Source organism: Pseudomonas sp. PIC25, assembly GCF_002286785.1.
In the GTDB taxonomy this organism is placed as follows: Bacteria; Pseudomonadota; Gammaproteobacteria; order Pseudomonadales; family Pseudomonadaceae; genus Pseudomonas_M.
In genome coordinates this window covers 18,679-43,223 of the sequence record NZ_MUJY01000185.1, presented here as the reverse complement: position 1 = coordinate 43,223, position 24,545 = coordinate 18,679, and the positions used below count along the sequence as shown (strand labels likewise).

Annotated in this window: 22 protein-coding genes; all 22 read right to left on the bottom strand. The window is 61.7% G+C overall.

All coding sequences use genetic code 11. From position 1 onward, the window contains the following. Positions 1-339 precede the first annotated feature (339 nt). Positions 340-1,686 (bottom strand): sigma-54 dependent transcriptional regulator, encoded by a 1,347-nt coding sequence (locus tag BZL41_RS25400; protein WP_095601830.1) that lies wholly within the window; start codon positions 1,684-1,686, stop codon positions 340-342. Between the two features lie 132 nt (positions 1,687-1,818). Further along, positions 1,819-3,570: an ATP-binding protein gene (locus BZL41_RS25395; protein ID WP_095601829.1), complete on the bottom strand. Its 1,752-nt coding sequence runs from the start codon at positions 3,568-3,570 to the stop codon at positions 1,819-1,821. A gap of 97 nt (positions 3,571-3,667) precedes the next feature. Further along, positions 3,668-4,852: a C17 cyclopropane fatty acid synthase CfaB gene (cfaB, locus tag BZL41_RS25390; RefSeq protein ID WP_095601828.1), complete on the bottom strand. Its 1,185-nt coding sequence runs from the start codon at positions 4,850-4,852 to the stop codon at positions 3,668-3,670. Positions 4,853-4,933: 81 nt separating this feature from the next. Next, complete coding sequence (locus tag BZL41_RS25385; RefSeq protein ID WP_095601827.1) at positions 4,934-5,719, bottom strand: DUF2063 domain-containing protein; 786 nt, start codon at positions 5,717-5,719, stop codon at positions 4,934-4,936. Beyond that, on the bottom strand, positions 5,710-6,555 hold the full coding sequence (locus BZL41_RS25380; protein WP_095601826.1) for a DUF692 domain-containing protein: 846 nt from the start codon (positions 6,553-6,555) through the stop codon (positions 5,710-5,712). The genes BZL41_RS25385 and BZL41_RS25380 overlap by 10 nt, the downstream gene beginning before the upstream one ends. A gap of 56 nt (positions 6,556-6,611) precedes the next feature. Next, positions 6,612-6,863, bottom strand: coding sequence for a hypothetical protein (locus tag BZL41_RS25375; protein ID WP_084339254.1), 252 nt, complete (start codon positions 6,861-6,863; stop codon positions 6,612-6,614). Positions 6,864-6,986: 123 nt separating this feature from the next. Next, the gene (locus BZL41_RS25370; RefSeq protein ID WP_095601825.1) at positions 6,987-9,113 is read right to left on the bottom strand and encodes an NEL-type E3 ubiquitin ligase domain-containing protein; all 2,127 of its coding nucleotides are present in this window, start codon (positions 9,111-9,113) and stop codon (positions 6,987-6,989) included. A gap of 12 nt (positions 9,114-9,125) precedes the next feature. After that, positions 9,126-9,614 (bottom strand): CesT family type III secretion system chaperone, encoded by a 489-nt coding sequence (locus BZL41_RS25365; RefSeq protein WP_168191069.1) that lies wholly within the window; start codon positions 9,612-9,614, stop codon positions 9,126-9,128. Between the two features lie 123 nt (positions 9,615-9,737). Then, the gene (locus BZL41_RS25360; RefSeq protein ID WP_168191068.1) at positions 9,738-11,726 is read right to left on the bottom strand and encodes an NEL-type E3 ubiquitin ligase domain-containing protein; all 1,989 of its coding nucleotides are present in this window, start codon (positions 11,724-11,726) and stop codon (positions 9,738-9,740) included. 394 nt (positions 11,727-12,120) lie between these two features. Beyond that, positions 12,121-13,971 carry a glutamine--fructose-6-phosphate transaminase (isomerizing) gene (gene glmS / locus BZL41_RS25355; protein ID WP_095601822.1) on the bottom strand — a complete coding sequence of 617 codons (1,851 nt, stop codon included), beginning with the start codon at positions 13,969-13,971 and terminating at the stop codon, positions 12,121-12,123. Between the two features lie 10 nt (positions 13,972-13,981). Then, positions 13,982-14,755, bottom strand: coding sequence for a DeoR/GlpR family DNA-binding transcription regulator (locus BZL41_RS25350; protein ID WP_095601821.1), 774 nt, complete (start codon positions 14,753-14,755; stop codon positions 13,982-13,984). Between the two features lie 105 nt (positions 14,756-14,860). Continuing rightward, positions 14,861-16,237: a bifunctional UDP-N-acetylglucosamine diphosphorylase/glucosamine-1-phosphate N-acetyltransferase GlmU gene (glmU, locus tag BZL41_RS25345; protein ID WP_095601820.1), complete on the bottom strand. Its 1,377-nt coding sequence runs from the start codon at positions 16,235-16,237 to the stop codon at positions 14,861-14,863. A gap of 160 nt (positions 16,238-16,397) precedes the next feature. Continuing rightward, the gene (locus BZL41_RS25340) at positions 16,398-16,823 is read right to left on the bottom strand and encodes a F0F1 ATP synthase subunit epsilon (RefSeq protein ID WP_084339261.1); all 426 of its coding nucleotides are present in this window, start codon (positions 16,821-16,823) and stop codon (positions 16,398-16,400) included. A 39-nt stretch (positions 16,824-16,862) separates the two neighbouring features. Further along, positions 16,863-18,239 carry a F0F1 ATP synthase subunit beta gene (gene atpD, locus BZL41_RS25335; RefSeq protein WP_084339262.1) on the bottom strand — a complete coding sequence of 459 codons (1,377 nt, stop codon included), beginning with the start codon at positions 18,237-18,239 and terminating at the stop codon, positions 16,863-16,865. A 28-nt stretch (positions 18,240-18,267) separates the two neighbouring features. Next, positions 18,268-19,128 (bottom strand): F0F1 ATP synthase subunit gamma, encoded by an 861-nt coding sequence (atpG, locus tag BZL41_RS25330; protein WP_095601819.1) that lies wholly within the window; start codon positions 19,126-19,128, stop codon positions 18,268-18,270. A 50-nt stretch (positions 19,129-19,178) separates the two neighbouring features. Further along, the gene (gene atpA / locus BZL41_RS25325) at positions 19,179-20,723 is read right to left on the bottom strand and encodes a F0F1 ATP synthase subunit alpha (RefSeq protein WP_095601818.1); all 1,545 of its coding nucleotides are present in this window, start codon (positions 20,721-20,723) and stop codon (positions 19,179-19,181) included. Between the two features lie 21 nt (positions 20,724-20,744). Then, on the bottom strand, positions 20,745-21,281 hold the full coding sequence (locus tag BZL41_RS25320) for a F0F1 ATP synthase subunit delta (RefSeq protein ID WP_095601817.1): 537 nt from the start codon (positions 21,279-21,281) through the stop codon (positions 20,745-20,747). A gap of 12 nt (positions 21,282-21,293) precedes the next feature. Next, positions 21,294-21,764 carry a F0F1 ATP synthase subunit B gene (locus BZL41_RS25315; RefSeq protein WP_084339266.1) on the bottom strand — a complete coding sequence of 157 codons (471 nt, stop codon included), beginning with the start codon at positions 21,762-21,764 and terminating at the stop codon, positions 21,294-21,296. 58 nt (positions 21,765-21,822) lie between these two features. Continuing rightward, positions 21,823-22,080, bottom strand: coding sequence for a F0F1 ATP synthase subunit C (gene atpE / locus BZL41_RS25310; protein WP_003097235.1), 258 nt, complete (start codon positions 22,078-22,080; stop codon positions 21,823-21,825). Between the two features lie 153 nt (positions 22,081-22,233). After that, complete coding sequence (gene atpB / locus BZL41_RS25305; RefSeq protein ID WP_095601816.1) at positions 22,234-23,100, bottom strand: F0F1 ATP synthase subunit A; 867 nt, start codon at positions 23,098-23,100, stop codon at positions 22,234-22,236. Positions 23,101-23,116: 16 nt separating this feature from the next. Next, entirely contained in the window at positions 23,117-23,524 is a 408-nt protein-coding gene (locus BZL41_RS25300) for a F0F1 ATP synthase subunit I (protein WP_095601815.1), read from the bottom strand. A 144-nt stretch (positions 23,525-23,668) separates the two neighbouring features. Continuing rightward, on the bottom strand, positions 23,669-24,541 hold the full coding sequence (locus BZL41_RS25295) for a ParB/RepB/Spo0J family partition protein (protein WP_095601814.1): 873 nt from the start codon (positions 24,539-24,541) through the stop codon (positions 23,669-23,671). Between the last annotated feature and the right edge of the window lie 4 nt (positions 24,542-24,545).

Genomic DNA, 24,545 nt, shown 5'->3' with positions numbered 1-24,545 from the left:
CAGAGTTTTTCACTGTAGACGAGCTCACACGGGTGAGTACCCGTCCGGTTTTTTCACAGGAAAACGAGCACCGATGCGAACCCGGCGGTTGGCATCCGATGAAGGGAAGTCGAAGTCGTGCGGGGGAGATGGCAGTTCATACAGGCCTCTTGTCTTTTTTATTGGACCGTCGCGGAGTTCCGCGCAATCGAAGCCTGTTATTGCAGGGGCCGTGCCAAAGCCGGTTGGCAGCGGTTTAGAGCGTTCCGGACGGGAAGCGGCGCCGGCAATGAGCGGAATTCCGCCCATGAAGAAAAGTCGCTCGGCAAAAATCCGCTCCCTCAGGCACTCGGATGAGGCTCACTCTTCCTCGCTACTACCCGCCGGCAGGTAGCTGCTGCGGCTGAGGCCGTGGCGCTGCATCTTCTCATTGAGCGTGCGCCGGGGGATCTGCAACAGCGCCATCACGTCACTGATATTGCCCTGGCAGCGCTGCAAGGCGGTGTGCAGGCACTGCGCCTCGAACGCTTCCATCTGCTCGGCCAGCGACTGTGGCCCTTGCTGGGTCTCCTCCGAAGAGGTCAGACCGAGGGCATACCGTTCGGCCGCGTTGATCAGCTCGCGGACATTGCCTGGCCAGTTATGCGCGACCAGCCGCGACAGCTCCTGCGGCGTCAGCGGTTGCAGTTCGCGGTTATGACGCTCGGCGGCGACCGCCGCGAAATGGTTGAACAACAGGGGAATGTCTTCGCGTCGTTCGCGCAACGGAGGAATGCGCAACTCCGCGACGTTTAAGCGGTACAGCAGGTCCTCGCGGAAACGCCCGGCACGGACTTCGTCCTGCAGGTCCGGCTTGGCTGCGCTGATCACCCGCAGGTCGACCTGGATGCTGCGATTCGATCCGAGGCGCTCCAGAGTCTTTTCCTGCAATACCCGCAGCAGCTTGACCTGCTGCGCCAGCGGCAGGCTCTCCACTTCGTCGAGGAACAGCGTGCCGCCGTCGGCATGTTCGATCCGCCCGATGCGCTTGCCCTGGGCGCCGGTGAAAGCACCGCTTTCATGGCCGAACAGCTCGCTCTCGAAGATGCTTTCCGGAATCGCCGCACAGTTCAGCGCCACGAACGGCTTAGCCACTCGCGGGCTGAAGTCGTGCAGGCAGCGGGCGACCCGCTCCTTGCCGCTGCCGGTTTCGCCGCGAATCAGCACGTTGACCGAGGTACCGGCCAGTTCGAGGATTTGCCGGCGCAGGTTTTCCATGGGACGGGAAACACCGAGCAACTGGGCTTCGATGCGGTCCTTGAGGGCAAACTGTTGGCGCAGCTGGCGGTTCTCGCAGACCAGCCGGCGTTTATCCAGCGCGCGCCGCACGCTGTCCAGCAAACGCTCGGGATTGAACGGCTTTTCGATGAAATCGTAGGCGCCCTGGCGCAACGCCTGCACGGCCATCGGCACGTCGCCATGACCGGTGACCATCAGTACCGGCAGGTCCGGATCCAGATTCTGCAGGCGTTCGAGCAATTGCAGGCCATCGCTGCCGGGCATGCGCACGTCGCTGACCACCACGCCGGGAAAGTCCCGGTCGACCAGGGCCAACGCCTGGGCTGCATCGACGCACACGCGCACCGTGAAGCCGGACAGTTCCAGCCACTGCTGCACCGCCTCGCGGATAGCCGCTTCGTCATCGACAAAAATGACCTGACCGTTCATGACGTTACTCCTGCTCGATGCCTGGACCTCACGAGCCTTCCCGCAAGCCCGCGCAGTTTAGCCACGCGACACCCGCCACGCCCATGTTCCCTGGCGACCGGCGGGGCACCATTGCCGTCAGTGCGACCGGTGTCACGCTGGCGCAGCGGGAAGCCGCAAGGTGAATACCGCTCCTTCTTCGCCGTTCGAGGCCTCCAGACTGCCGCCCAGTTCGCGGACGATGCCGTAGGACACCGCGAGACCCAGGCCCAACCCCTGGCCCACCGGCTTGGTGGTGAAGAACGGGTCGAAGACGTTACCGATATGTTCCTCGGCGATACCGCCGCCGCTGTCCTCGATACTGAGCTGCCACTGCCCGCCCTGGGCCTCGATAGTCATCCGCAGCATCCGCCGCTCCTGGCCGGCCATGGCATCCAGCGCGTTGTGCAGCAGATTGAGCAGCACCTGTTCGAGCCGGATGGCGTCGCCGAGGACCTGGGCCACGGGCTCCAGGTGCTTGATCACCTCCACCTGTTCGGCGCGGATACGCGGGGCCAGCAGTTGCAGCGCCTGCTCGAGGACGTGATTCAGGCTCAGGCGCTCGCGCAGCCCGCCCGGGCTCTTGCGGGCGAAGGTCTTGAGGTGGCCGGTGAGCGCGGCCATGCGCTGGAGCAGTCCGTCGATCCGCGCCAGTCCGTCGCGCACGTCGTCCTGGCGACCGCCGTCGAGCAGCAGGCGCAGACTGCCGAGCTGCATCTGCATCGCAGTCAGCGGCTGGTTGATCTCATGGGCCAGCGCCGCGGACATCTGTCCCAGGGCGGCCATCTTGGCGGCATGCACCAGTTCGTCCTGGGCGGTACGCAACTCGGCGGTGCGCTCTTCCACCAAGCGCTCCAGCTCCTCGCGGCTGCGCTGCTGGAGACGCCGATTCTTCTCCCGCTGGGCCAGGTAGAGCAACAGGAACGCGAAGGTCATCCAGATGCCGGCGGCGGCCAAGCGGTAGCTGCGCACGCTGTCGGCAACCAGGGTCGGCTCCATCAGCAGGTTCAGGCTCCAGCCCTCCTCCGGCAACGCCAGCCGCTGCCAGAGATAGACGCGCCGGCCTTCCGGGCCATCCACGCGACGCAACTCGGCATCCTCGGCGACGGTCTGCAGCGGTTCGCTGGGCAGAGGCTGCAGGTTCTGCTCGGCATATTTGCGCGATTCCACGAGTTCGGCCCGCACCGGATCGCTCAATTCGTTCAGATAGCGGAAACGCCACGCCGGACGATTGGACAGGATGACGATATCGTGGCTGTCGGCGACCAGCATGGTGCCCGGCTGGCTGGCCCATTCGCGCTGCAGGTCTTCCAGCTCCAGCTTCACTACCAGCACCCCGAGCGGCTGGCCGCCGCCGTCCTTCACCACGTGGGAGAGGAAATAGCCCGGAATACCGGTGGTCACGCCCACCGCGAAATAGCGCCCGGCGTCGTGACGGATCGCATCCTGGAAGTACGGGCGGAACGCGTAGTTGTTGCCGACGAAGCTGCTCCATTCGCGCCAGTTGCTGGAGGCAATGGCTTCGCCGCCGCTGTCCAGCAGATAGAGCACCGCAGAGCCCGCCTCGGTGTTCAGCCGCTCCAGGCGGCGATTGAGCGCCTGGCGCAGGGTCGGATTGGCCGGGTCGTCGAGCAGGCTGCGGATGTCGCTGTCCAGCGCCAGCAACGCCGGTACCGAGCGGAAGCGCTCGACCAGGGTGTGCATGGTCTGGGCATAAAGGGCGAGTTGTCCGCGCGCCTCGACGCTGCGCTCCTCCCAGGCGCGCCGCTCGGCAAAACGCCCGGCGAGGAGCATGCTTATCAGCAACCCGAGAAAGATCAGCAGAACGATCAGGGCAACGCGAAAACGCACGAGAATGGCTGGCATGAACGACTCTGGCGAAACGGATCGCCCATGTTAAGCCATCTCTCGCGCCGCGCCACGCTCCCGCAGCGCTCGATGCCGCCGCTCCGCCAGGCGGCGCTCAGACGTACAGGTCGCGGCGCGACCAGGGCAAATCGTGGGAACCGTCCCCGTACGGCTTCACAGCGAGAATCTGGTGGAGGTTGATCCAGCCCTGCTCGAAACCGTAGGCGCAACCGGCCAGGTACAGCCGCCAGATGCGCAGCGCCTGTTCCGGCACCAACCGGACCGCTTCCTCCAGGCGTGACTCCAGGTTCGAGCTCCAGAAATTCAGGGTCCGTGCGTAATGCAGGCGCAAGCCTTCCACATCGACGACTTCCAGGCCCGCCTCGCTGATCCGCGCGGTCATGATGGCCACATGCGGCAATTCGCCGTGGGGAAACACGTAACGGTCGATGAACTCGCCAGCTCCGCGGCCGACCTGGCGACCATCGGTGTGCTTGGCGGTGATGCCATGGTTCATCACCAGACCGCCGGGACGCACCGCGCCATACAGCCGCTCGCAATAGAGCGCCAGGTTGGCATGGCCGACATGCTCGAACATGCCGACGCTGACCACCTTGTCGAAGCGGCCGTCCTGCGGCAGGTCGCGGTAGTCCAGCAGTTCGAGTTCGACCCGGTCGTCCAGGCCCTCGGCCTTGACCCGTTCCCGCGCCAACGCAAGCTGTTCGCGGCTTAGGGTAATACCGAACACCCGCGCGCCGAACTCACGGGCGGCGAAGCGAGCCAGGCCACCCCAGCCACATCCGACGTCGAGCAGGTAATCGCCAGGCTTCAACCGCAACTTGCGGCACAGGTGGCGGAGCTTGGCCTGCTGGGCCTGTTCGAGGTCTTCCTGCCCGGTTTCGAAATAGGCGCAGGAATAGACCATGTCGCGGTCCAGCCAGAGCGCATAGAAGTCGTTGGACAGGTCGTAGTGGTAGGAGATCGCCGCCGCATCGGTGTCCTTGTCGTGGGCGCGGCGCTCGGGCGGGGTGGTGTTTTCATCGGAGATCAACGCCCGGCTGAGGGCATCGCAGAGACGGATCACCTCGCTGATGGAGCCCTCCATTTCCAGGCGTCCTTCGACAAAGGCCTCTCCCAGGGCACCCAGGGTAGGTTGTTCGAACTGGGTGATCAGGCCGGGGTCCTTCACGACCAATGTCACACTCGGGATGGGGCCCAGTTCGAGTTCATACCCGTTCCATAGGCGCAGCCGCAAAGGCAGCTGGATTTCCCGCAACACTGGTGGAAGCAACGCCAACATGAGGTGTCCCCCCCGGTTCGCATAACTCTCAGCAAGCGTAGACCACTATAATCCTTCTCCACTCTATGAAGCTGATAGGTCTCAGCTATCGTCCGCTCTACCGGAAAACCCCGCCAGCAGCCCCTCACCGACCCAGCGCTTCAACCACACGGCCGTCTGCAACGCGGCGTTCTCGCTCCGCTCGCTCAACATGGCGCAGAGTTCGGCAAAGCAGAGCCTATCCACGGCCATGCCTTTCAACGCCTCGGCTTCGCCATCTTCCAGGCTGCGGTAGCGGCTGATCAGGTCCTGACGCCAGATCAGGCAGTGGTTTATCTCATTCAGCCTCCGGCTTCCGGGCAGGCCGCTGCCTTCCTTGTGCGAACGCCAGACCTCCACACTGTTGTAGCGACAACTCAGCCACTGCGCGCTGGGTTGTAGGCGAACCCGCAGACCGGGCCAGTCATCGGCGGGCATCGCCGCCATGTCCGCGAGCGTCAACGGCTCCCCTTGGGCGGCATCGAACGCCAGGGTGAACGCCCACTCCAGGCGCGCCAGTTCGGCCAGGGCCTGATCCCCGCGTTGTTCGATGAACGCGGGCAGACGCTCGCCCAGCCAGCGCAGGCTGTAGTGACGAGAGGGACAGTCGCGCAGGTAGTCCAAGGCCATGCCCTCGAACGCTTCGCCGAGCCTGGCACTTACGGCCGGATAATCTTCGGCCAGGGCCTGAATCAACCGGGCACGGTAGGCGTTGTGGTAGATCGCCAGGCCTTCGTCGACGCTGAGGGCAGGACTGCCGACCAGACTGGCGCGCAGCGCGGCATCCGGCTCCGTGCGATCGTCCAGCAGGTAGGCTTCCATTTGCCGCTGCCATTCGCTCAGACGCATGCGGCCTCCCGAGCGAGCACTGCTTGCCCCAGCGCCCTGGCCTTGCCCAGTTCGGCCAGCAATTCGTCCAGCGGAGGGAAGTTGTCGTCGCGTTCGAGCAGCGTCGCCACCGGCCCCAGGTGCGCCAGGGTGCGCTGGTAGAGCTGCCAGACCGGATCGCTCACCGGCTGGTCGTGGGTATCGATGAGGTAGGCGCCGTAATCGCTATGCCCCGCCAGATGCAGTTGGCGGATGCGTGCTTTCGGCAGCCCGCTGATGAATGTCCAGGGGTCAAAACCATGGTTGCGGGCGCTGACATAGACATTGTTCACGTCCAGCAGTAACTCGCAGCCGCTAGCTTCGCTGAGCGCGGCAAGAAACTCCCATTCGCTGAACGACGCCTCGGCGACACGCACGTAACTGGAAACGTTTTCCAGCACCAGCGGACGTTCGAGGAGGTCCTGCACCTGGCGGACCCGCTCGGCGACATGCCACAGGCTTTCTTCGGTGTAGGGCAGCGGCAGCAGATCGTGCAGCTGGTGAGCGCTGCCACGGCTCCAGCACAGATGGTCGGAAATCCACGCCGGGCGAACGGTTTGTGCCAGACGCTTGAGACGTTGCAGGTAGTCCCTGTCCAACGGGTGTGGGCCGCCGATGGACAAGGACACGCCGTGCATCACCAGCGGGTAACGCTCGCCAATGGCCTCCAGGTAATACAGCGCCTTGCCGCCATCGACCAGATAGTTTTCCGAAACGATTTCGAACCAGTCCACAGGCGGATGGTTTTCGAGAATGTCCTGGTAGTAGGCCGTGCGCAACCCCAGGCCATAACCGAGACAGGAATCGGCAATCGACATAAGGCCCTCCTTTCAAGACTGGGCGGGAAGCCGGAGAGGCGTCCCGCCCGGAGGCATCAGTCGCCGACCTTGCCGCCCGCGGACTGGCACTCGGCCAAGGTCATGCTCTTGAAGCCCTGTCCCTTGCAGGCGCCCTGCCCTTTGCACGAGTTCTGTGCAGTCTTGCAGTCGTTCTGCCCCTTGCAGGCATTCACGCCATAGCAATGCACCATGGCTTCCTCCGCCACGACCTGGGCTGGCAAGCTGGCGAACAGCCCCGCAGCCGCCAAAGCCAGTGCCGCACCGGTGATGCTGGTTTTTGCGCTCATTCCATTTGTCCTCTTCTGATATTTGGGTGGTCGGCGTTGCTGATAGATCAATCCCGACAGACAGGTAGAGTCGCCTTTCCTGAAAGCGTTACAGCCGCTTCGCAAAATCGCTCCGGCGCCCCCTCAACCCAACCGCGGACGCTTGCTGGACGACGGCTCCCCCGACAACGGCGAGTACGACGGAAGATTGGTCTGAGTCAACTCGTTCAGCTTGCTCGCGCAAAGCTCATGGAACGCCTGTTCGCGCTGCTTACCAAGCTCCGCGAGCGCCTTCCAGTCGGTTTTGCCACCCTGCCCGTAGGCCTGCTCCTCAAGTTCCCGAAACTTGCGCTCGGTGGCTCGCCATTCCACGCCATACCGAAGTTTGACCATGCTCCGCATCGGTTCCCAGTCGGCCAGAAAACTGCGCAACATGCCGGGAGCCTCCAGCGAGGCCTGGATTCTTCGCTCTGCCAGCCGCAGATCCTTGTCGCGCACCTGGGAACAACCCCGGTACAGCATGTCCTGGTTTCCGAACGTCAGGCCGAACGAGCGTTGCAAACCGACCTGGAAGGCCAAGTGCACCTCCACCTCGTCCACTCCTCTCAAGCCTTTCACCTTGTCCTTGGCGATATGGTCGATCTGGTCGCGGATGAACATTTCACGCCCCAGAGCCAGGAGCTGCTTGCTGCTCACTCCACCTTGCCCCGCGCGATCATTGACCTGCTGCAGTTCCATGTTGTTCAGGCCCACCGCGATGCGGTCCCGGCAGGACGAAGTGGCTTCTTCGGCGATACCGAGATAGATCGACAACCGGGTATCGTCCGGGTCCTCCAGCATGCGGGTCAGGTCGCCCAGCATGTTCCGCATCCGCTGCTCGAGACGGGGACGAGTCTGCTCGTTCTTGAAATCCGCTGTCTGGTCCATGAATTCCAGCCAAGTATTCAAATGCCCAGCCCGCTCCTCGCGGCCGAACGCTTGCCACTTCTGTAGCTGCTCGGGCGTCAGGTCCTTTATCCACTTGGCCACGTTGGTGTCCAGCGGCTGGGTCGCGCGCTCAACCGGGTCCCCCTCGTCTTCCGTATAGGAAATCAGCGGCCCTCCTTCTTCGTGAATACGAGCGAAGTGACTGCGTATGCCCTCGGACAATGGGTTTCCTCCCACCTCCACGTCGCAACTGTGGGGAAGCTGGGCGATTTCCTCCGGCAGCGACGTCAAGCGGCAGTGGGCGACATCCAGGACGGCGAGATTATTCAGTTGCGCGATTTCCGGCGGGAGCAGCGAAATCTGATTCAAAGAGAGTTTCAGCACCTCCAGAGACTCGATCGACAGGATCACGGGAGGAATTTCCTGAAAGCCGATCTGGTTGGCCTTCAACTTGACCAGCGGCAGGACGGCCAGGTCATCGGGAAGCTCTTGCAGCATATTCGAACCAATATTCAGGTTCTGCAGCGACGTCATCCCTTTCATGCCATCTGGCAACCTGCTGATCTGGTTGAATGAGACGTTCAGCTTTTCCAGGTTACTGAGTCGGGTCAGCGAATCCGGCAGGGCTTCCAGGTTGTTGCTGTCTACAGCCAGCCGTTTCAGATTGGTGAGCTTTCCGATGTTTTCCGGCAGTCTGGTCAGTTCGTTGTCCGGCAGATGAAGCGTTTGAAGCTTCGGCATGTTGCCGAATTCGGGGAGTTCGGTGATGGGACAACCCAGCACACTCAGGTGCCTCAACTCAGGTAGATCCAACAGCGTAGCGGGAAGCCTGTCGACATCGCAGCAACTGATCTCCACCGTCTTCAACCGCTCCCGGATATCGGGATGGCCGAAAACATCCGGCAGTTCGCCAAACTTCAGGTTCTCCAATACCAGCAGATCGCGATTGCGCCTCAGAACATCCAGAATCCTAGATTCCGCAATACGCCTGTCAGCGGCCATCGCGGGATTATCGGCCCCGTCCACCCATTGCCTCAGTTCAGCCTCCAGCGCATTGGATGGTGCGGAAGAACTGGCTTCGCCCACAGCCGCCTGAGGAATCTGAGGCAACACCCAACCCGGGCCGAGCATGGGGAGGTGGATGTTGCCCTGATAGGTCGCCAGAAGCTGCGCTATCGGATGAAGCTGTCCCGCATCGGGAACATGTAGACCAGGAGGTAACTGAAGAGCCGGGGCCCGATTGCCCGGCTCCCAGTGAAGGTTGTCGGCTTCCGACCCGGAGGTCTGGGATGAAGAGGTACGAGACGAGCTGGAAACGCTCGGCGAAAGGGGCGGCGTATTCATCGAAGACTCCGATCAAGCAAAACGTTGACGAAACGAAAGGGACGGGTGGAAAGCCCCTGGAGGCTCCGGTTTCGACGATGCCGCGGCGGAGACGATAGCTTTTCCCAACTCATCGCGCAGATGGACGCATCGACCGATGAAATGCCGCAGGGTCTTGGGGGCATCCAGCGTGGCCTTATCGATCGTCACCACGCGATGGAGCAGCAGTTGCCGGGTCTCGGGATTGAGGCCGATATGGGTGCCCTGCATCAGGACGGCTTGCAGATTGAGGGCGAGCGCCATGGCCAGGAAATGGCCATCGCTTCTCGGGTCGATTTCTTTCAGGGAAGCATAGAGATGCCAGCGAGCATCGTGATCGGGAATCCAAAGCAGGCAACTGACGCCTTCCGGCGCATGTACGACAGCCTGTCCCTGGGCATCGAAAACGAGCGTATTACCGAGGCCGGTTCGCCCGCGTGAAAATGCTTCCGTGAGCCAGGCTCGAGCATCTTGGGGGTACATGGGAAATCTCGCGTTGCGGTGGGAACAAATGGTGTGTGGCGATCCCCGGTCGGAGAGTTCCCGGTCAATGATGGCCGATACCAAGCGTAAGGCCCGTAGCAGAGCCTTTCGTTTTGCCATCACTCAATCCAGGCGGGCGCGTTTTGCCGCCGGTTCTTCCGGGTCGCGCGATGCGGATGGCAGTTCCCTTTTCAGTAATTCCTCGACCTTGTTCGCGCACAGCTCGCGAAAAGCCTGCTCCCGCCTTACGCCCAGCCCCGCAAGTGCCGCCCAGTCGGTATTTCCATCCTGGCCATAGGCCTGATCTTCCAGCGCTTCGAACTCTTTTTCGATATTCCGCCATTCCGCCGGGTGCCGCTGGTTCACCAACTGCCGTATCGGCTCCCAATCGGCCAGGAAGGTGCGCAACACGCCGGGCGTGTCCAATTGCTGCCGAATTTCCTGAGCCGCACGCTTCAGATCCTCCCCGTCAACCTCGGATAAAGACGAATAGAGCAGGTCCTGGCTGCCCAGTGTCAGGCCCAGTTGGTCACGCAGACCGACCAGATAGGTGAGATGGACTTCCACGCCCTCTTCCTCATCGTCCCCTTTGGGTAGCTCCTTTGCCTTTTCCTCCGCTATCAGGGAAATCTGATCGCGAATGAACATCTCACGCCCCAGGGCGATCAATTGGCTGTCGTTGTAATCGCCACGACTCGCTCGCTCACTGACCTGTCGCAGCTCCATCCCGTCCAACCCCATCAGGGCACGATCCTCACATCTCGAGACGGCGTCCCGGGCGATCTCCAGATAGGTTGGCAACGGACTTTCCCTGGGGAGACGAGCGGGGTCGATGTTTTCCAGCATGCGGGTCAGGTCTTCGAGCAGGGATTGCATCCTGTGTTCGAGGTGAGGGCGGGTCTTCTCGTTCCTGTAATCCGCAGTCTCGCGCATCGCCTCCAGCCAGGAGTTGAATTCTCCGACTTGCGCACCGAGCTCGACGTTATTCGCCAGCCGTTGCCATTTCATCACTTGTTCGCGCGAAATATCCTTCAGCCATCCGGCTATGTTCGTCTCCAGGGATTGGGTTGCTTGTTTTCCGACATGGATCTGCGGCCCTCCAACTGCGTGTCGCAACCGGTCAACAAGGGCCCGGGGAAGCGGATTACCACTCAACTCGACATTACATGTCTCTGGCAACTGGCCAATTTCTTCGGCAATCGAGGTTATCCGGCATTCGGAAAGATCCAGGTACTGTAGGTTGCTCAATTGGCCGATTTCCGGGGGGACCGACGCCAGGGCCGTGTTATTGAGTCGTAGCTCTTCCAACGACGCCATGGCGAATACCACCGGCGGTATTTCTCGAAGTTCGGGCATTCCGTTGATGAACAGTTGCTCGAGCGGCAACCGGCCCAACGACTCGGGGAGGTCGCTCAAGCGGTTGAAACCGACATCAAGCTTCTCCAGGTCCAGCAGATCGCCCAGGCTATCCGATAGTCCATGCAGGCGGTTGCCTGGGACAGTAAGCTCTCTCAGCGCCGTGAGACGCCCAATGGATTCCGGCAGAAACTCCAGTCGGTTCCTATCGAGAATGAGCGCTAAGGGAGAACCCATCCTGCCAATGCTCTCTGGCAATTCAGTCAATCGGTTATGACTGAGGTTCAGGGATAGCAATCCGGGCATTTCTCCGAACTCGGGAAGATGGCTGAGGCCGGCGTTTTGCACACTCAGAATCTCCAGTCGAGGGAGTTGCAGGAGCGAAGCCGGGAGCGTATCGAGCCGGCAGTCGTTCAGTCTCACGGATCTCAACCCCTCCTTGACCTCGGCCCGATCGAAGATGTCGGGCAAGGTTCCCAGCGCCAGGCCATTCAGAACCAGTTCCTCTTTCCCTTGCAGCACCTCCTGGAGATGCTGCGCGGCCGTCGCTCGCGAGGCGCGCATGTCCGGCGTGCCGGCTTCTTCCAGCCAATTCGTCACGCTCGGATCCATGGCATGGGCCGATGTCGTTGACCCGCCCGCCTCTGGCTGCGGAATGCGAGGCAGAACCCAGCCCAGCCCGACACTCGGTAACTGGAAGGCGCCCTGAAAAGCGCTCAGAGCGCCCCTCATCAAGCCCAGGATATTGCTCGTCATGGGTGGCGGTTGGAGCGCCGGAACGGGGTTTCCCGGTACCGATTGCGCGGTGTCGTCCAAGGCCTCGGACGAATGGCTGCTGCAGGAATGGAAGGAAGTGGAAGGTGAGTGAGGTATCCGATCCATTCATAGGGCTCCGACTAATGACGAAAGGCATTGCCAGGCCGAAACCATCCAAACGTTCACTGAAAAGACGCTACAGCCTCATGGACTGAAGCGTCAGGACGTTGGTCTGAATGGATATGCCGTTGCGGCAACTCTGCCTTGAGTGGCATTCGCGACGAAGAAATTCCGGGCGAAGGACGAGTTGACAGGCAGAGGAGAGTTTCTGCCTGTGGCGAACCCGGCCGCGCGAATATTGATGATGCGCGCGCCAGCCGGGATGATCAGCCGGTTACTCGACGGTTACCGACTTGGCCAGATTCCGTGGCTGGTCGACGTCGGTGCCTTTCAGTACGGCGACGTGGTACGAGAGCAGTTGCAGCGGCAGGGTGTAGAGGATCGGCGCCAGCACGTCATGGATGTGCGGCATGTTGACCAGATGGGTGCCCTCGCCGTTCTCGATACCCGCTTCGCCATCGGCGAAGACGATCAGCTCTCCGCCGCGCGCGCGGACTTCCTGCAGGTTGGACTTGAGCTTTTCCACCAGCTCGTTGTTCGGCGCCACGGTCACCACCGGCATGTCGGCGTCCACCAGGGCCAGCGGGCCGTGCTTGAGTTCACCGGCCGGATAGGCTTCGGCGTGGATGTAGGAGATTTCCTTGAGCTTGAGCGCTCCCTCCATGGCAACCGGATACTGGGCGCCACGCCCCAGGAACAGGGTGTGGTTTTTCTCGGCGAACAACTCGGCGACTTTCTCCACGGTCTTGTCCATGGCCAGCGCTTCGCCAAGGCGGGTCGGCAGGCGGCGCAGCTCTTCCACCAGTTCGGCTTCGACGCCTTCCTCCAAGCCGCCGCGCACCTTGCCCAGGGTGAGAGTCAGCAGCAGGAGCGCCACCAGTTGGGTAGTGAAGGCCTTGGTCGAGGCCACGCCGATTTCCGGGCCGGCCTGGGTCAACAGACAGAGGTCAGACTCGCGCACCAACGAGCTGGTGCCGACGTTGCAGATCGCCAGGCTGGCCAGGTAGCCCCCTTCTTCTCTGGAACGTGCCTTGGCATTGCGCAGCGCGGCCAGGGTATCGGCGGTCTCGCCCGACTGGGAGATGGTGACGAACAGGCTGTCCGGCTGCACCACCACCTTGCGATAGCGGAATTCGCTGGCGACTTCGATCTGGCAGGGAATCCCTGCCAAGGCTTCCAGCCAATAACGCGCCACCATGCCGGCGTGGTAGCTGGTGCCGCAGGCGACGATCTGGACGTTCTTCACCTTGGTGAACAGCTCGGCAGCCTGGGGGCCGAATGCCTGGACCAACACCTGCTCCTGACCGATGCGGCCCTCCAGGGTGCGCTGGACCACCTTCGGCTGCTCGTAGATTTCCTTCAGCATGAAATGGCGGTATTCACCCTTGTCGGCGGCTTCCGCGCCTTCGTGATACTGCACGGCTTCGCGCTGCACCGGCTGGCCGGCGCTGTCCCACAAGCTGATGCGGTCGCGACGGATCTCGGCGATGTCGCCTTCTTCCAGATACACGAAACGGTCGGTGACTTGGCGCAGGGCCAACTGGTCGGAAGCCAGGAAGTTCTCGCCGATACCAAGACCGATCACCAGCGGGCTGCCACTGCGAGTCGCCACGAGGCGGTCGGGCTGGTCAGCGCTGATCACCGCCAGGCCATAGGCACCGTGAAGCTCTGGCACCGCTGCCTTGAGCGCGGCAGTGAGGTCGCCGGTTTCCTTCAGCTTGTGGTGGAGCAGGTGGACGATCACCTCGGTATCGGTATCGGAGACGAAGGCGTAGCCCAATCCTTTCAGGTGGATGCGCAGTTCTTCGTGGTTTTCGATGATGCCGTTGTGCACCACCGCCAGACCGTCGCCGGAGAAATGCGGGTGGGCATTTCGTTCGCACGGTGCGCCGTGGGTAGCCCAGCGGGTATGGGCAATCCCCAGGCGACCGGCCAGGGGCTCGTCCTTCAGCGCCTGTTCCAATTCGGCCACCTTGCCGGAACGGCGGCAGCGCTGTAGTCGGCCGGCCTCATCCAGCACCGCCACGCCGGCGCTGTCATAGCCGCGATATTCCAGACGCTTCAAACCTTCCAGCAGGATGGCGGTGATGTTGCGTTCGGCAATGGCGCCAACGATGCCACACATAGAGTTCTCCTCAGGCTTCCACGGCGACGCAGAGCAGGGTGATGCCGCGTGCCGTTATCTGTTCGCGCGCCTCGGTCGAGAGGCGTTCGTCGGTGATCAGGGTATCGACGCTGCTCCAGGGCAACTCGAGATTGGGAATCTTGCGGCCAACCTTGTCGGCCTCGACCATCACGATGACTTCCCGGGCCACTTCGGCCATGACACGGGAGAGTCCGAGCAATTCATTGAAGGTGGTGGTACCGCGTTCGAGATCGATGCCATCGGCACCGATGAACAGTTGGTCGAAATCATAGGAGCGCAGGACCTGTTCGGCGACCTGCCCTTGGAAGGACTCCGAATGCGGGTCCCAGGTGCCGCCGGTCATCAGCAGCACTGGCTCGTGCTCCAGCTCGCGCAGCGCATTAGCCACGTTCAGCGAATTGGTCATCACTACCAGCCCAGGCTTGTGGCCAAGCTCCGGGATCATCGCTGCGGTGGTGCTGCCGCTGTCGATGATGATCCTCGCATGCTCGCGGATGCGCCCGGCGGCAGCGCGCGCGATGGCTTTCTTGAAGGGAGAAACCGGCTGGGTATCTTCGCCGATCAGCTCGTGGGGAACGGGCACTGCACCGCCATAACGGCGCAACAGCAGTCCATTCTTCTCCAGCGCGGCGAGGTCCTTGCGGATGGTGACTTCGGAAGTGGCGAAACGCTTGGCGAGCTCGTCCACGCTCACCTCGCTCTGCTCGGCGAGCAAGGCGAGAATGGCATGGCGACGTTGCGGAGTGTTGCGTTTCGACATTATTAAGTTTCGATTCGAAAGTTAATGGTGCGAATCAAAACATAAACAAGCGGCAAGCGGCAAGCGCTCAGTGCGGGACGGCCGCGTGCCGCCAAGCTTTTACTTGGGTTATGGCTTGCGGTTTGTAGCTGCTTTGGTCGGCCTTTTCCAGCCTTCGATATTGCGCTGGCGGGCACGTCCTACGGCAAGGCTGTCCGCCGGCACATCGGCCGTGATGGTCGAGCCCGCCCCGGTGGTGGCGCCGTTCCCCAGCGTCACGGGAGCGACCAGAGCGGAATTGGAGCCGATGAATACGTCTTCGCCGAGAACCGTGCGATGCTTGTTGGCGCCATCGTAGTTGCAGGTGATGGTGCCCGCGCCGATGTTGGTCCGGGCGCCGATCTCGGCATCACCCAGGTAGCTCAGGTGACCTGCCTTGGCGCCCGCCCCCATGTGCGCGTTCTTCAGTTCGACGAAGTTGCCCACATGTGCCTTGGCCTCCAGCACTGTGCCGGGACGCAGACGGGCAAACGGACCACAGTCGCTACCCTCGCCCATCTCGGCACCTTCCAGGTGGCTGTTGGCCTTGACCACCGCGCCCTTGCGCAGGGTGCTGTCCTTGATCACACAGTTCGGGCCGATCTCGACACCCTCCTCGATCACCACCCGGCCTTCGAGAATCACGTTGATGTCGATCAGCACGTCGCGGCCCACCGTCACCTCGCCGCGCACATCGAAACGCGCCGGGTCGCGCAACGTCACGCCCTGAGCCATCAGGCGGCGGGCAGCACGCCGCTGATAATGGCGCTCCAGCTCGGCAAGCTGGATGCGGTCATTGGCGCCCTGCACTTCCATCGCATCGTCGGGCTGCTCGGTAGCGACCACCAGGCCGTCCTGTACCGCCATCGCAATCACGTCGGTCAGGTAGTACTCGCCTTGGGCATTGTCATTGGAAAGCCGCCCCAGCCAATCGGCCAGACGCTTGCCCGGTACCGCGAGGATGCCGGTATTACCCTCGCAGATTTGTCGCTGGGCAGGCGTTGCGTCCTTGTGCTCGACGATAGCTTTCACTACGCCGTTTTCGTCACGGATGATGCGACCGTAACCGGTCGGATCGTTGAGATCGACGGTGAGCAACGCGATCTGCTCGGGCCCGACTTTTTCCAGTAGGCGGCGCAGGGTTTCCACCTCGATCAACGGTACGTCGCCGTAGAGGATCAGCACGCGTTCGGCCGACAACACCGGCAATGCCTGGGCAACGGCATGCCCGGTGCCCAGTTGTTCGCCCTGCAGGACGAAATCCAGATCGTTTGCGGCCAGCCGTTCCCGGACCTCGTCGGCGCCATGCCCGATCACCACGTGGATTCCCTGCGGCGACAGTTGGCGAGCCGTGTCGATGACGTGGCCCAGCATGGGTTTTCCGGCTACGGGATGCAGCACCTTCGGCAGGGAGGAGCGCATGCGAGTGCCTTGGCCAGCGGCGAGAATGACGATATCGAGGGACATGACGAATCCTGGTGTCGGAGGCTGGAGAAACCTCGATGCAGACAGCTTTCGCTCCGCCGGGTTTCGCTCTTGCCAGCCCATGGGTGGAACGGCAGAAAAAGAAAAGGGTAGCCAAGGCTACCCTTTTACTCGCTTGCGATGAAGCCGAAGCAGGGGCCGGTCAGCCACCGAACTTCTTGCGCATCTGCTGGACGGTACGCAGCTGGGCTGCGACTTCCGCCAGATGGGCGGCGGCGGAACCGTAATCGAACTCCGCGCCCTTCTCGTGCAGTGCCTTCTCGGCGGCCTTGAGGGCCTCCTGAGCTGCAGCTTCGTCGATATCGGCCGCGCGCTGAACGGTATCGGCAAGCACCTTCACCATGTTCGGCTGCACTTCCAGGAAGCCGCCGGAGATGTAGTACACCTCCGCCTCGCCGCCCTGCTTGATCAGGCGGATCGGGCCCGGCTTCAGGTCAGTGATCAGAGGTGCGTGGCCCGGCGCGATACCCAGATCACCCAGGTTGCCGTGCGCGACCACCATCTCGACCAGACCGGAGAAGATTTCGCCTTCTGCGCTGACGATATCGCAATGGACTGTCATAGCCATATCTAACCTCACGTGAGCGCCCGTTGCCGGGCGCACCGATTACAGCTTCTTGGCTTTTTCGATGGCTTCTTCGATGCCGCCGACCATGTAGAACGCCTGCTCCGGCAGGTGATCGTAGTCGCCGTTGAGGATGCCCTTGAAGCCCGCGATGGTGTCCTTCAGGGAAACGTACTTGCCCGGGGAGCCGGTGAAGACTTCCGCCACGAAGAACGGCTGCGACAGGAAACGCTGGATCTTACGAGCACGGGATACCAGCTGCTTGTCGGCTTCGGACAGTTCGTCCATACCGAGGATCGCGATGATGTCCTTCAGCTCCTTGTAGCGCTGCAGTACGTACTGCACGCCGCGAGCGGTCTCGTAGTGATCCTGACCGATCACGTTCGGATCCAACTGACGCGAAGTGGAGTCGAGCGGATCGACCGCCGGGTAGATACCCAGGGAGGCGATGTCGCGGGACAGAACCACGGTGGCGTCCAGGTGGGCGAAGGTGGTCGCCGGGCTCGGGTCGGTCAGGTCGTCCGCAGGTACGTATACGGCCTGGATCGAGGTGATCGAACCGGTCTTGGTGGAGGTGATGCGCTCTTGCAGAACGCCCATTTCCTCGGCCAGAGTCGGCTGGTAACCCACCGCGGACGGCATACGGCCCAGCAGCGCGGACACTTCGGTACCGGCCAGGGTGTAACGGTAGATGTTGTCGACGAACAGCAGAACGTCGCGGCCTTCGTCACGGAACTTCTCGGCCATGGTCAGGCCGGTCAGTGCCACGCGCAGACGGTTGCCCGGCGGCTCGTTCATCTGGCCATAAACCAGGGCCACTTTGTCGAGAACGTTGGAGTCCTTCATCTCGTGGTAGAAGTCGTTACCCTCACGAGTACGCTCACCCACGCCGGCGAACACGGAATAACCGCTGTGCTCGATGGCGATGTTACGGATCAGCTCCATCATGTTCACGGTCTTGCCCACGCCGGCACCGCCGAACAGGCCGACCTTACCGCCCTTGGCGAACGGGCATACCAGGTCGATCACCTTGATGCCGGTTTCCAGCAGCTCGTTGCCGCCAGCCTGATCCGCGTAGGACGGCGCAGCGCGGTGGATACCCCAGCGCTCTTCTTCGCCGATGGGACCGGCTTCGTCGATCGGGTTACCCAGTACGTCCATGATCCGGCCCAGGGTCGCCTTGCCGACCGGAACGGAGATGGCAGCGCCAGTGTTGGTCACGTCCAGGCCACGCTTGAGGCCTTCGGTGGAACCCATGGCGATGGAACGGACAATGCCGTCACCCAGCTGCTGCTGGACTTCCAGGGTGGTTTCCGCGCCCACGACCTTCAGCGCGTCATAAACGTTCGGCACCTGATCACGCGGGAATTCCACGTCGATAACGGCGCCGATGATTTGAACGATACGTCCGCTACTCATTTTTGGTTCCTCTAACTTTTGAACCGTTTTACACCGCGGCAGCGCCGCCGACGATTTCCGAGATTTCCTGAGTGATCGCAGCCTGACGCGCCTTGTTGTAGATCAGTTGCAAATCACTGATCAGCTGGCCGGCGTTGTCGGTAGCGTTCTTCATCGCGATCATCCGCGCCGCCTGTTCGGCAGCGTTGTTCTCGACCACCGCCTGGTAGACCTGCGATTCCACGTAGCGTACCAGCAGGCCTTCGAGCAACTGCTTGGCATCGGGTTCGTAGAGGTAGTCCCAGTGGTGCTTGAGCTCCTGGCTCTCATCGGCCACCAACGGAACCAGCTGTTCCACGGTCGGCTTCTGCGTCATGGTGTTGACGAACTTGTTGGAGACCACGTACAGGCGATCGATACGGCCATCCAGGTAAGCATCCAGCATCACCTTGACGCTGCCGATCAGATCGTTGATCGACGGCTCTTCGCCCAGGTGGCTGATGGCAGCGACGACGTTCCCGCCAAAATTGCGGAAGAACGATGCGCCCTTGCTGCCGATCACGCAGAGGTCGACCTCTACGCCTTGCTCACGGAAACCCGCCATGTCCTTGACCAGGGTCTTGAACAGGTTGGTATTCAAGCCACCGCACAGACCACGGTCCGAACTCACCACGATGTAACCGGCACGCTTGACGTCGCGCTCGATCATGAACGGATGGCGGTATTCCGGGTTGGCGTTGGCCAGATGACCGATCACCTGACGGATGCGCTCGGCATAGGGACGGCTGGCAGCCATGCGCATTTGTGCCTTGCGCATCTTGCTGACCGCCACCTTTTCCATGGCGCTGGTGATCTTCTGCGTGCTTTTGATGCTCGCAATCTTGCTGCGAATCTCTTTTGCGCCTGCCATTTCACACCTTTCGGGTTAGCAGGCGGGGGTCTTGCGACCCCCGCTGCGGCTTACCAGGTTTGGGTGGCCTTGAACTTCTCGATGCCGGCCTTGATGGCAGCGTCGATCTCGTCGTTGAAGTCACCCTTCTCGTTGATCTTCGCCATCAGATCGGCGTGATCACGGTTGAAGTAAGCAATCAGCGCAGCTTCGAAGCTGCCGACCTTCGCCAGCTCGACGTCGGTCAGGAAGCCACGCTCGGCGGCATACAGCGACAGCGACATTTCGGCGATGGACATCGGCGCGTATTGCTTCTGCTTCATCAGCTCGGTAACGCGCTGACCATGCTCAAGCTGCTTGCGGGTGGCCTCGTCCAGGTCCGATGCGAACTGGGCGAAAGCCGCCAGTTCACGGTACTGGGCCAGGGCGGTACGGATACCACCGGAAAGCTTCTTGATGATCTTGGTCTGCGCGGCACCACCCACGCGGGATACCGAAATACCGGCGTTGACCGCCGGACGGATGCCCGAGTTGAACATGGCCGATTCCAGGAAGATCTGACCGTCGGTGATGGAAATCACGTTGGTCGGAACGAATGCGGAAACGTCGCCGGCCTGGGTTTCGATGATCGGCAGAGCGGTCAGGGAACCGGTCTTGCCAGTCACGGCGCCATTGGTGAACTTCTCGACATACTCTTCGGAAACGCGGGAAGCGCGCTCCAGCAGACGGCTGTGGAGATAGAATACGTCGCCCGGGTAAGCTTCACGTCCCGGCGGACGGCGCAGCAGCAGGGAGATCTGGCGATAAGCCACAGCCTGCTTGGACAGATCGTCATAGACGATCAGCGCATCTTCGCCGCGATCGCGGAAATATTCGCCCATGGTGCAGCCGGCATACGGAGCCAGGAACTGCAGCGCAGCGGATTCGGAAGCGGAAGCGGCCACCACGATGGTGTTGGCCAGCGCGCCGTTCTCTTCCAGCTTGCGTACGACGTTGGCGATGGTCGACTGCTTCTGACCGATTGCGACGTAGACGCAGCGGATGCCGCTGTTCTTCTGGTTGATGATCGCGTCGACGGCCAGGGCGGTCTTACCGATCTGACGGTCACCGATGATCAGCTCGCGCTGGCCACGGCCGACCGGGATCATGGCGTCGACCGACTTGTAACCGGTCTGTACCGGCTGGTCGACCGACTTACGCCAGATCACGCCCGGAGCGACCTTCTCGACGGCGTCGGTGGCTTGAGCATTGATCGGGCCTTTGCCGTCGATCGGGTTACCCAGGGCATCGACCACGCGACCCAGCAGCTCCGGACCGACCGGAACTTCCAGGATGCGGCCGGTGCACTTGGCGCTCATGCCTTCTTGCAGGCCGAGGTAGCTACCCAGTACAACGGCGCCGACGGAGTCTTGTTCCAGGTTCAGCGCCATACCGTAGACGCCACCAGGGAACTCGATCATCTCGCCGTACATCACGTCGGCCAGGCCGTAGATGCGCACGATACCGTCGGAGACGGAAACGATGGTGCCTTCGTTACGGGCTTGGGAGGAGACGTCGAGTTTCTCGATACGCCCCTTGATGATTTCACTAATTTCGGAAGGATTGAGTTGCTGCATTGCTCTGCTGCCCCTTCAAACTCAAGATTTCAACGCTTCGGCCAGTTTCGCGAGCTTGCCGCGAACCGAGCCATCGATAACCAGGTCGCCGGCGCGGATCACGACACCACCGATAAGGCTGGCGTCCTCCGCGGCGTGCAGACGCACTTCCCGGCTGAGCCGTGCGCTGAGAACCTTGGCGAGTTTGTCTTGCTGTTCTGCGCTCAATGCGAAGGCACTGGTCACTTCCACGTCCACCGACTTTTCCTGCTCGGCCTTGTACAGCTCGAACAGTTCGGAAATCTCCGGCAACAGCAGGAGACGCTCGTTCTCGGCGAGAACGTGGATGAAGTTCTGTGCCTGGGCGTCGAACTTGTCGCCGCACACCTCGACAAAGGAGGCGGCCTTCTGTGCACTCGTCAGACGCGGGGCCTTGAGTACGCGCTGCATAGTGTCGTCCTGCGACACCGCCGCAGCCAGGCCGAGCATGGCCGACCAGGCGGCCAGCTGCTGATGGGCCTGGGCGTACTCGAAGGCAGCCTTGGCGTAAGGTCGGGCCAGCGTGGTCAGTTCTGCCATGATCGCCCTCGCTTAGATTTCGGCGGCCAGTTTGTTAACCAGCTCCGCATGCGCGTTTTGATCGATAGTGGCGCCCAGGATCTTCTCGGCACCGCCAACGGCCAGAGCACCCAGTTGGGCACGCAGGGCGTCCTTGACGCTGTTGAGTTCCTGTTCGATCTCGGCTTGAGCTTGCGCTTTCACGCGATCCGCCTCGGTACGGGCCTGTTCACGGGCCTCGTCGACGATCTGGTTCGCGCGCTTCTTCGCCTGCTCGATGATCTCGGCTGCCTGGCTCTTCGCCTCGCGCAGTTGCTGGCTCACTTTGTCTTGAGCCAGCTCCAGGTCACGAGCCGCGCGATTGGCAGCGTCCAGACCGTCAGCGATCTTCTTCTGGCGTTCGCGCAGAGCCGTGATGACCGGAGGCCACACGAACTTCATGCAGAACAGCACGAAGATGAAGAAGGCAACGGACTGGCCAATCAGGGTTGCATTAATGTTCACGCCAACACCTCGCTCGTTCGTTGTCCGTCAAACCAATCAACTCGAAAATATCGAGTGATCAGCCGGCGATTTGACCAACGAAGGGGTTCGCGAAGGTGAAGAACAGGGCGATACCCACGCCGATCATGGTCACGGCGTCGAGCAGACCGGCGACGATGAACATCTTCACTTGCAGCATCGGGACCATTTCCGGCTGACGCGCAGCGCCTTCCAGGAACTTGCCGCCCAGCAGACCGAAACCAATGGCGGTACCCAGGGCACCCAGGCCAATCAGCAGTGCAACGGCGATAGCGGTCAGACCAACTACAGTTTCCATCTTTCCTCCCGACTTTATGTCGTATTGGTTAAGGGTTTTTAGGTGAAGCGGTAAAGCGAAAACGGTTTGTACAAGCGCCCTTGCGGGTTACGGGCCGACCTTGGCGGTCGCCCGCGGCCTTTCCCCGAAAGAAAAGGCCGGGTAAAACGTCAATCAGTGGTTGTCTTCATGGGCCATCGACAGATAGACGATGGTCAACATCATGAAGATGAACGCCTGCAGCACGATGATCAGGATGTGGAACACTGCCCACGCCCACTGCAGCGCGATACCCAGTGCGCCAAGCAGCAGGCCGCCGCCGAACATGATGGCGATCAGGATGAAGATCAGCTCGCCGGCGTACAGGTTGCCGAAGAGACGCAGAGCCAGAGACACCGGCTTGGCGACCAGGGTCACGAATTCGAGCAGGAAGTTGACCGGGACCAGCAGAGCCTGGACCACGACATTCTTGCTGCCGAAAGGATGCAGGGTCAGCTCGCCGAGGAAGCCGCCGATGCCCTTGACCTTGATGCTATAGAAGAGGATCAGAGCGAAGACCGACAGGGCCAGGCCGAGCGTGGCGTTCGGATCGGTGGTAGGTACCACGCGGAAGAACAGGTGCTCGTCGCCGGCGAGGGTGGCGGCTACTTTCGGCAGCCAGTCCACCGGGATAAGGTCCATGAAGTTCATCAGGAAGACCCAGACGAAGATGGTCAGGGCCAGCGGAGCGATGAGGGGGTTACGGCCATGGAAGGTATCCTTCACGCTGCCGTCGACGAACTCGACCATCACTTCGACGAAGTTCTGCAGCGCGCCCGGCTGCCCGGAGGTAGCACGCTTGGCGGCGGCACGGAACAGGAAGATGAAAAGCAGGCCGAGCACCACGGAAACCGCCAGGGTGTCCACATGGAATGCCCAGAAGCCCATTTCTTTGGCTTCCTGTGCGGTGTGGGCGAAGCTCCAGCCGTTGACCGGGTGTTGCCCATAGGTCAGGTTCGACAGGTGGTGCTGGATATAGCCCGAAGCGGTTTCTGCTGCCATATATCCCTCAAACGCTCTAAGGTCTCGAAAGTCTTGTTCTCATCAGCAGGGGAGCGAACCAACTGACCATCAGGGTCAGGAGAAAGACGCCGAACACGGCCGGCGCCTCCAGTGGCTTCACACCTGCGAACGTCAGTGCGAAAAGCACTGCCGTCAGAATCAGTTTTCCCGCTTCGCCGGCATAAAAGGACCGGACGATGTTTTGCGCAGCCCGCGCTCCACTGAATCGGAACGCCTTATGGGCGAAATACACGTTGGGCAGCCAGGCGATCAACCCGCCGCACAGCCCAGAATAACCAGCCACCATTCCCCGCCACTGCCAGAGAACGACTGCGGCGAGCAGCAACACGACCAATTGCACGAGCAGGACCGGGAGTGCCGGCGTTCGATGGAAAGGCAGGCGGTTTGGCGCGCGGTTTTCCATCGCAATTGTTCCCCTGACGTCGGCGCTGTAAATCAACGACTTGGCATATTTTGTGCCGACAAAATGCGCGCAGAGTATAGGGGGGGTTCCTACCCGGTTCAACTGCCGGGTAGTGATTTCCGACTACCGCTACAGAGCGAATTTTTAGCGGATGTGAGCGAGAACGCCTTGCAACTCGTCCAGCGAGTTGTAGCGAATGACCAGCTGTCCCTTGCCTTTCTGGCCGTGCTTGATCTGAACCGGGGAGCCCAGCCGCTCTGCAAGGCGCTGTTCCAGGCGGGCAATGTCCGGGTCTGCCTTTGCTTTGTCGGCAGGCTTTTCCTTGGCATTCAACCACTGGCGGACCAACGCCTCGGTTTGTCGGACAGTCAGACCACGTGCGACAACATGTCGCGCCCCTTCGATCTGCTGTTCTGCCGGCAACCCAAGCAACGCCCGGGCATGTCCCATCTCCAGGTCGCCATGGGCGAGCAGGGTCTTGATCTCCTCCGGCAGCGAGATCAGCCGCAGGAGGTTGGTGATGGTGACCCGCGATTTACCAACGGCCTCGGCGACTTGCTGCTGGGTCAGTTGGAATTCCTGTTGAAGGCGTTGCAGCGCGACGGCTTCCTCGATGGGATTGAGGTCCTCGCGCTGGATGTTTTCGATCAGGGCCATGGCGATCGCCGCTTCGTCCGGCACTTCGCGAACCATCGCCGGAATCCTGTCCAGGCCGGCCTGCTGGCTCGCCCGCCAGCGACGCTCGCCGGCGATGATCTCGTACCGGCCTTCACCGATCGGCCTGACCACGATCGGTTGCATCACGCCCTGGGCCTTGATCGACTGGGCCAGTTCTTCCAGCGCGGCAGGATCCATATCCCGACGAGGCTGGTACTTGCCCCTCTGGATCAGGTCCAACGGCAGGTGCTGCAGTTCGCGGTCGCCGCTTTTCGCAGCTTCTTCTTCCAGGGCAGTGACGCTGGTTCCTCCCAGCAAGGCGTCCAAGCCTCGTCCGAGCCCTCTTTTCTTGGCGGCCATGCGG

What these genes read in the sequence shown, in the direction of transcription:
- BZL41_RS25400 (WP_095601830.1), bottom strand. Translation starts at nt 1,686, where the DNA reads ATGAACGGTCAGGTCATTTTTGTCGATGACGAAGCGGCTATCCGCGAG.
- BZL41_RS25395 (WP_095601829.1), bottom strand. Translation starts at nt 3,570, where the DNA reads ATGCCAGCCATTCTCGTGCGTTTTCGCGTTGCCCTGATCGTTCTGCTG.
- cfaB (WP_095601828.1), bottom strand. Translation starts at nt 4,852, where the DNA reads ATGTTGGCGTTGCTTCCACCAGTGTTGCGGGAAATCCAGCTGCCTTTG.
- BZL41_RS25385 (WP_095601827.1), bottom strand. Translation starts at nt 5,719, where the DNA reads ATGCGTCTGAGCGAATGGCAGCGGCAAATGGAAGCCTACCTGCTGGAC.
- BZL41_RS25380 (WP_095601826.1), bottom strand. Translation starts at nt 6,555, where the DNA reads ATGTCGATTGCCGATTCCTGTCTCGGTTATGGCCTGGGGTTGCGCACG.
- BZL41_RS25375 (WP_084339254.1), bottom strand. Translation starts at nt 6,863, where the DNA reads ATGAGCGCAAAAACCAGCATCACCGGTGCGGCACTGGCTTTGGCGGCT.
- BZL41_RS25370 (WP_095601825.1), bottom strand. Translation starts at nt 9,113, where the DNA reads ATGAATACGCCGCCCCTTTCGCCGAGCGTTTCCAGCTCGTCTCGTACC.
- BZL41_RS25365 (WP_168191069.1), bottom strand. Translation starts at nt 9,614, where the DNA reads ATGTACCCCCAAGATGCTCGAGCCTGGCTCACGGAAGCATTTTCACGC.
- BZL41_RS25360 (WP_168191068.1), bottom strand. Translation starts at nt 11,726, where the DNA reads ATGACGAGCAATATCCTGGGCTTGATGAGGGGCGCTCTGAGCGCTTTT.
- glmS (WP_095601822.1), bottom strand. Translation starts at nt 13,971, where the DNA reads ATGTGTGGCATCGTTGGCGCCATTGCCGAACGCAACATCACCGCCATC.
- glmU (WP_095601820.1), bottom strand. Translation starts at nt 16,237, where the DNA reads ATGTCCCTCGATATCGTCATTCTCGCCGCTGGCCAAGGCACTCGCATG.
- BZL41_RS25340 (WP_084339261.1), bottom strand. Translation starts at nt 16,823, where the DNA reads ATGGCTATGACAGTCCATTGCGATATCGTCAGCGCAGAAGGCGAAATC.
- atpD (WP_084339262.1), bottom strand. Translation starts at nt 18,239, where the DNA reads ATGAGTAGCGGACGTATCGTTCAAATCATCGGCGCCGTTATCGACGTG.
- atpG (WP_095601819.1), bottom strand. Translation starts at nt 19,128, where the DNA reads ATGGCAGGCGCAAAAGAGATTCGCAGCAAGATTGCGAGCATCAAAAGC.
- atpA (WP_095601818.1), bottom strand. Translation starts at nt 20,723, where the DNA reads ATGCAGCAACTCAATCCTTCCGAAATTAGTGAAATCATCAAGGGGCGT.
- BZL41_RS25320 (WP_095601817.1), bottom strand. Translation starts at nt 21,281, where the DNA reads ATGGCAGAACTGACCACGCTGGCCCGACCTTACGCCAAGGCTGCCTTC.
- atpE (WP_003097235.1), bottom strand. Translation starts at nt 22,080, where the DNA reads ATGGAAACTGTAGTTGGTCTGACCGCTATCGCCGTTGCACTGCTGATT.
- atpB (WP_095601816.1), bottom strand. Translation starts at nt 23,100, where the DNA reads ATGGCAGCAGAAACCGCTTCGGGCTATATCCAGCACCACCTGTCGAAC.
- BZL41_RS25300 (WP_095601815.1), bottom strand. Translation starts at nt 23,524, where the DNA reads ATGGAAAACCGCGCGCCAAACCGCCTGCCTTTCCATCGAACGCCGGCA.
- BZL41_RS25295 (WP_095601814.1), bottom strand. Translation starts at nt 24,541, where the DNA reads ATGGCCGCCAAGAAAAGAGGGCTCGGACGAGGCTTGGACGCCTTGCTG.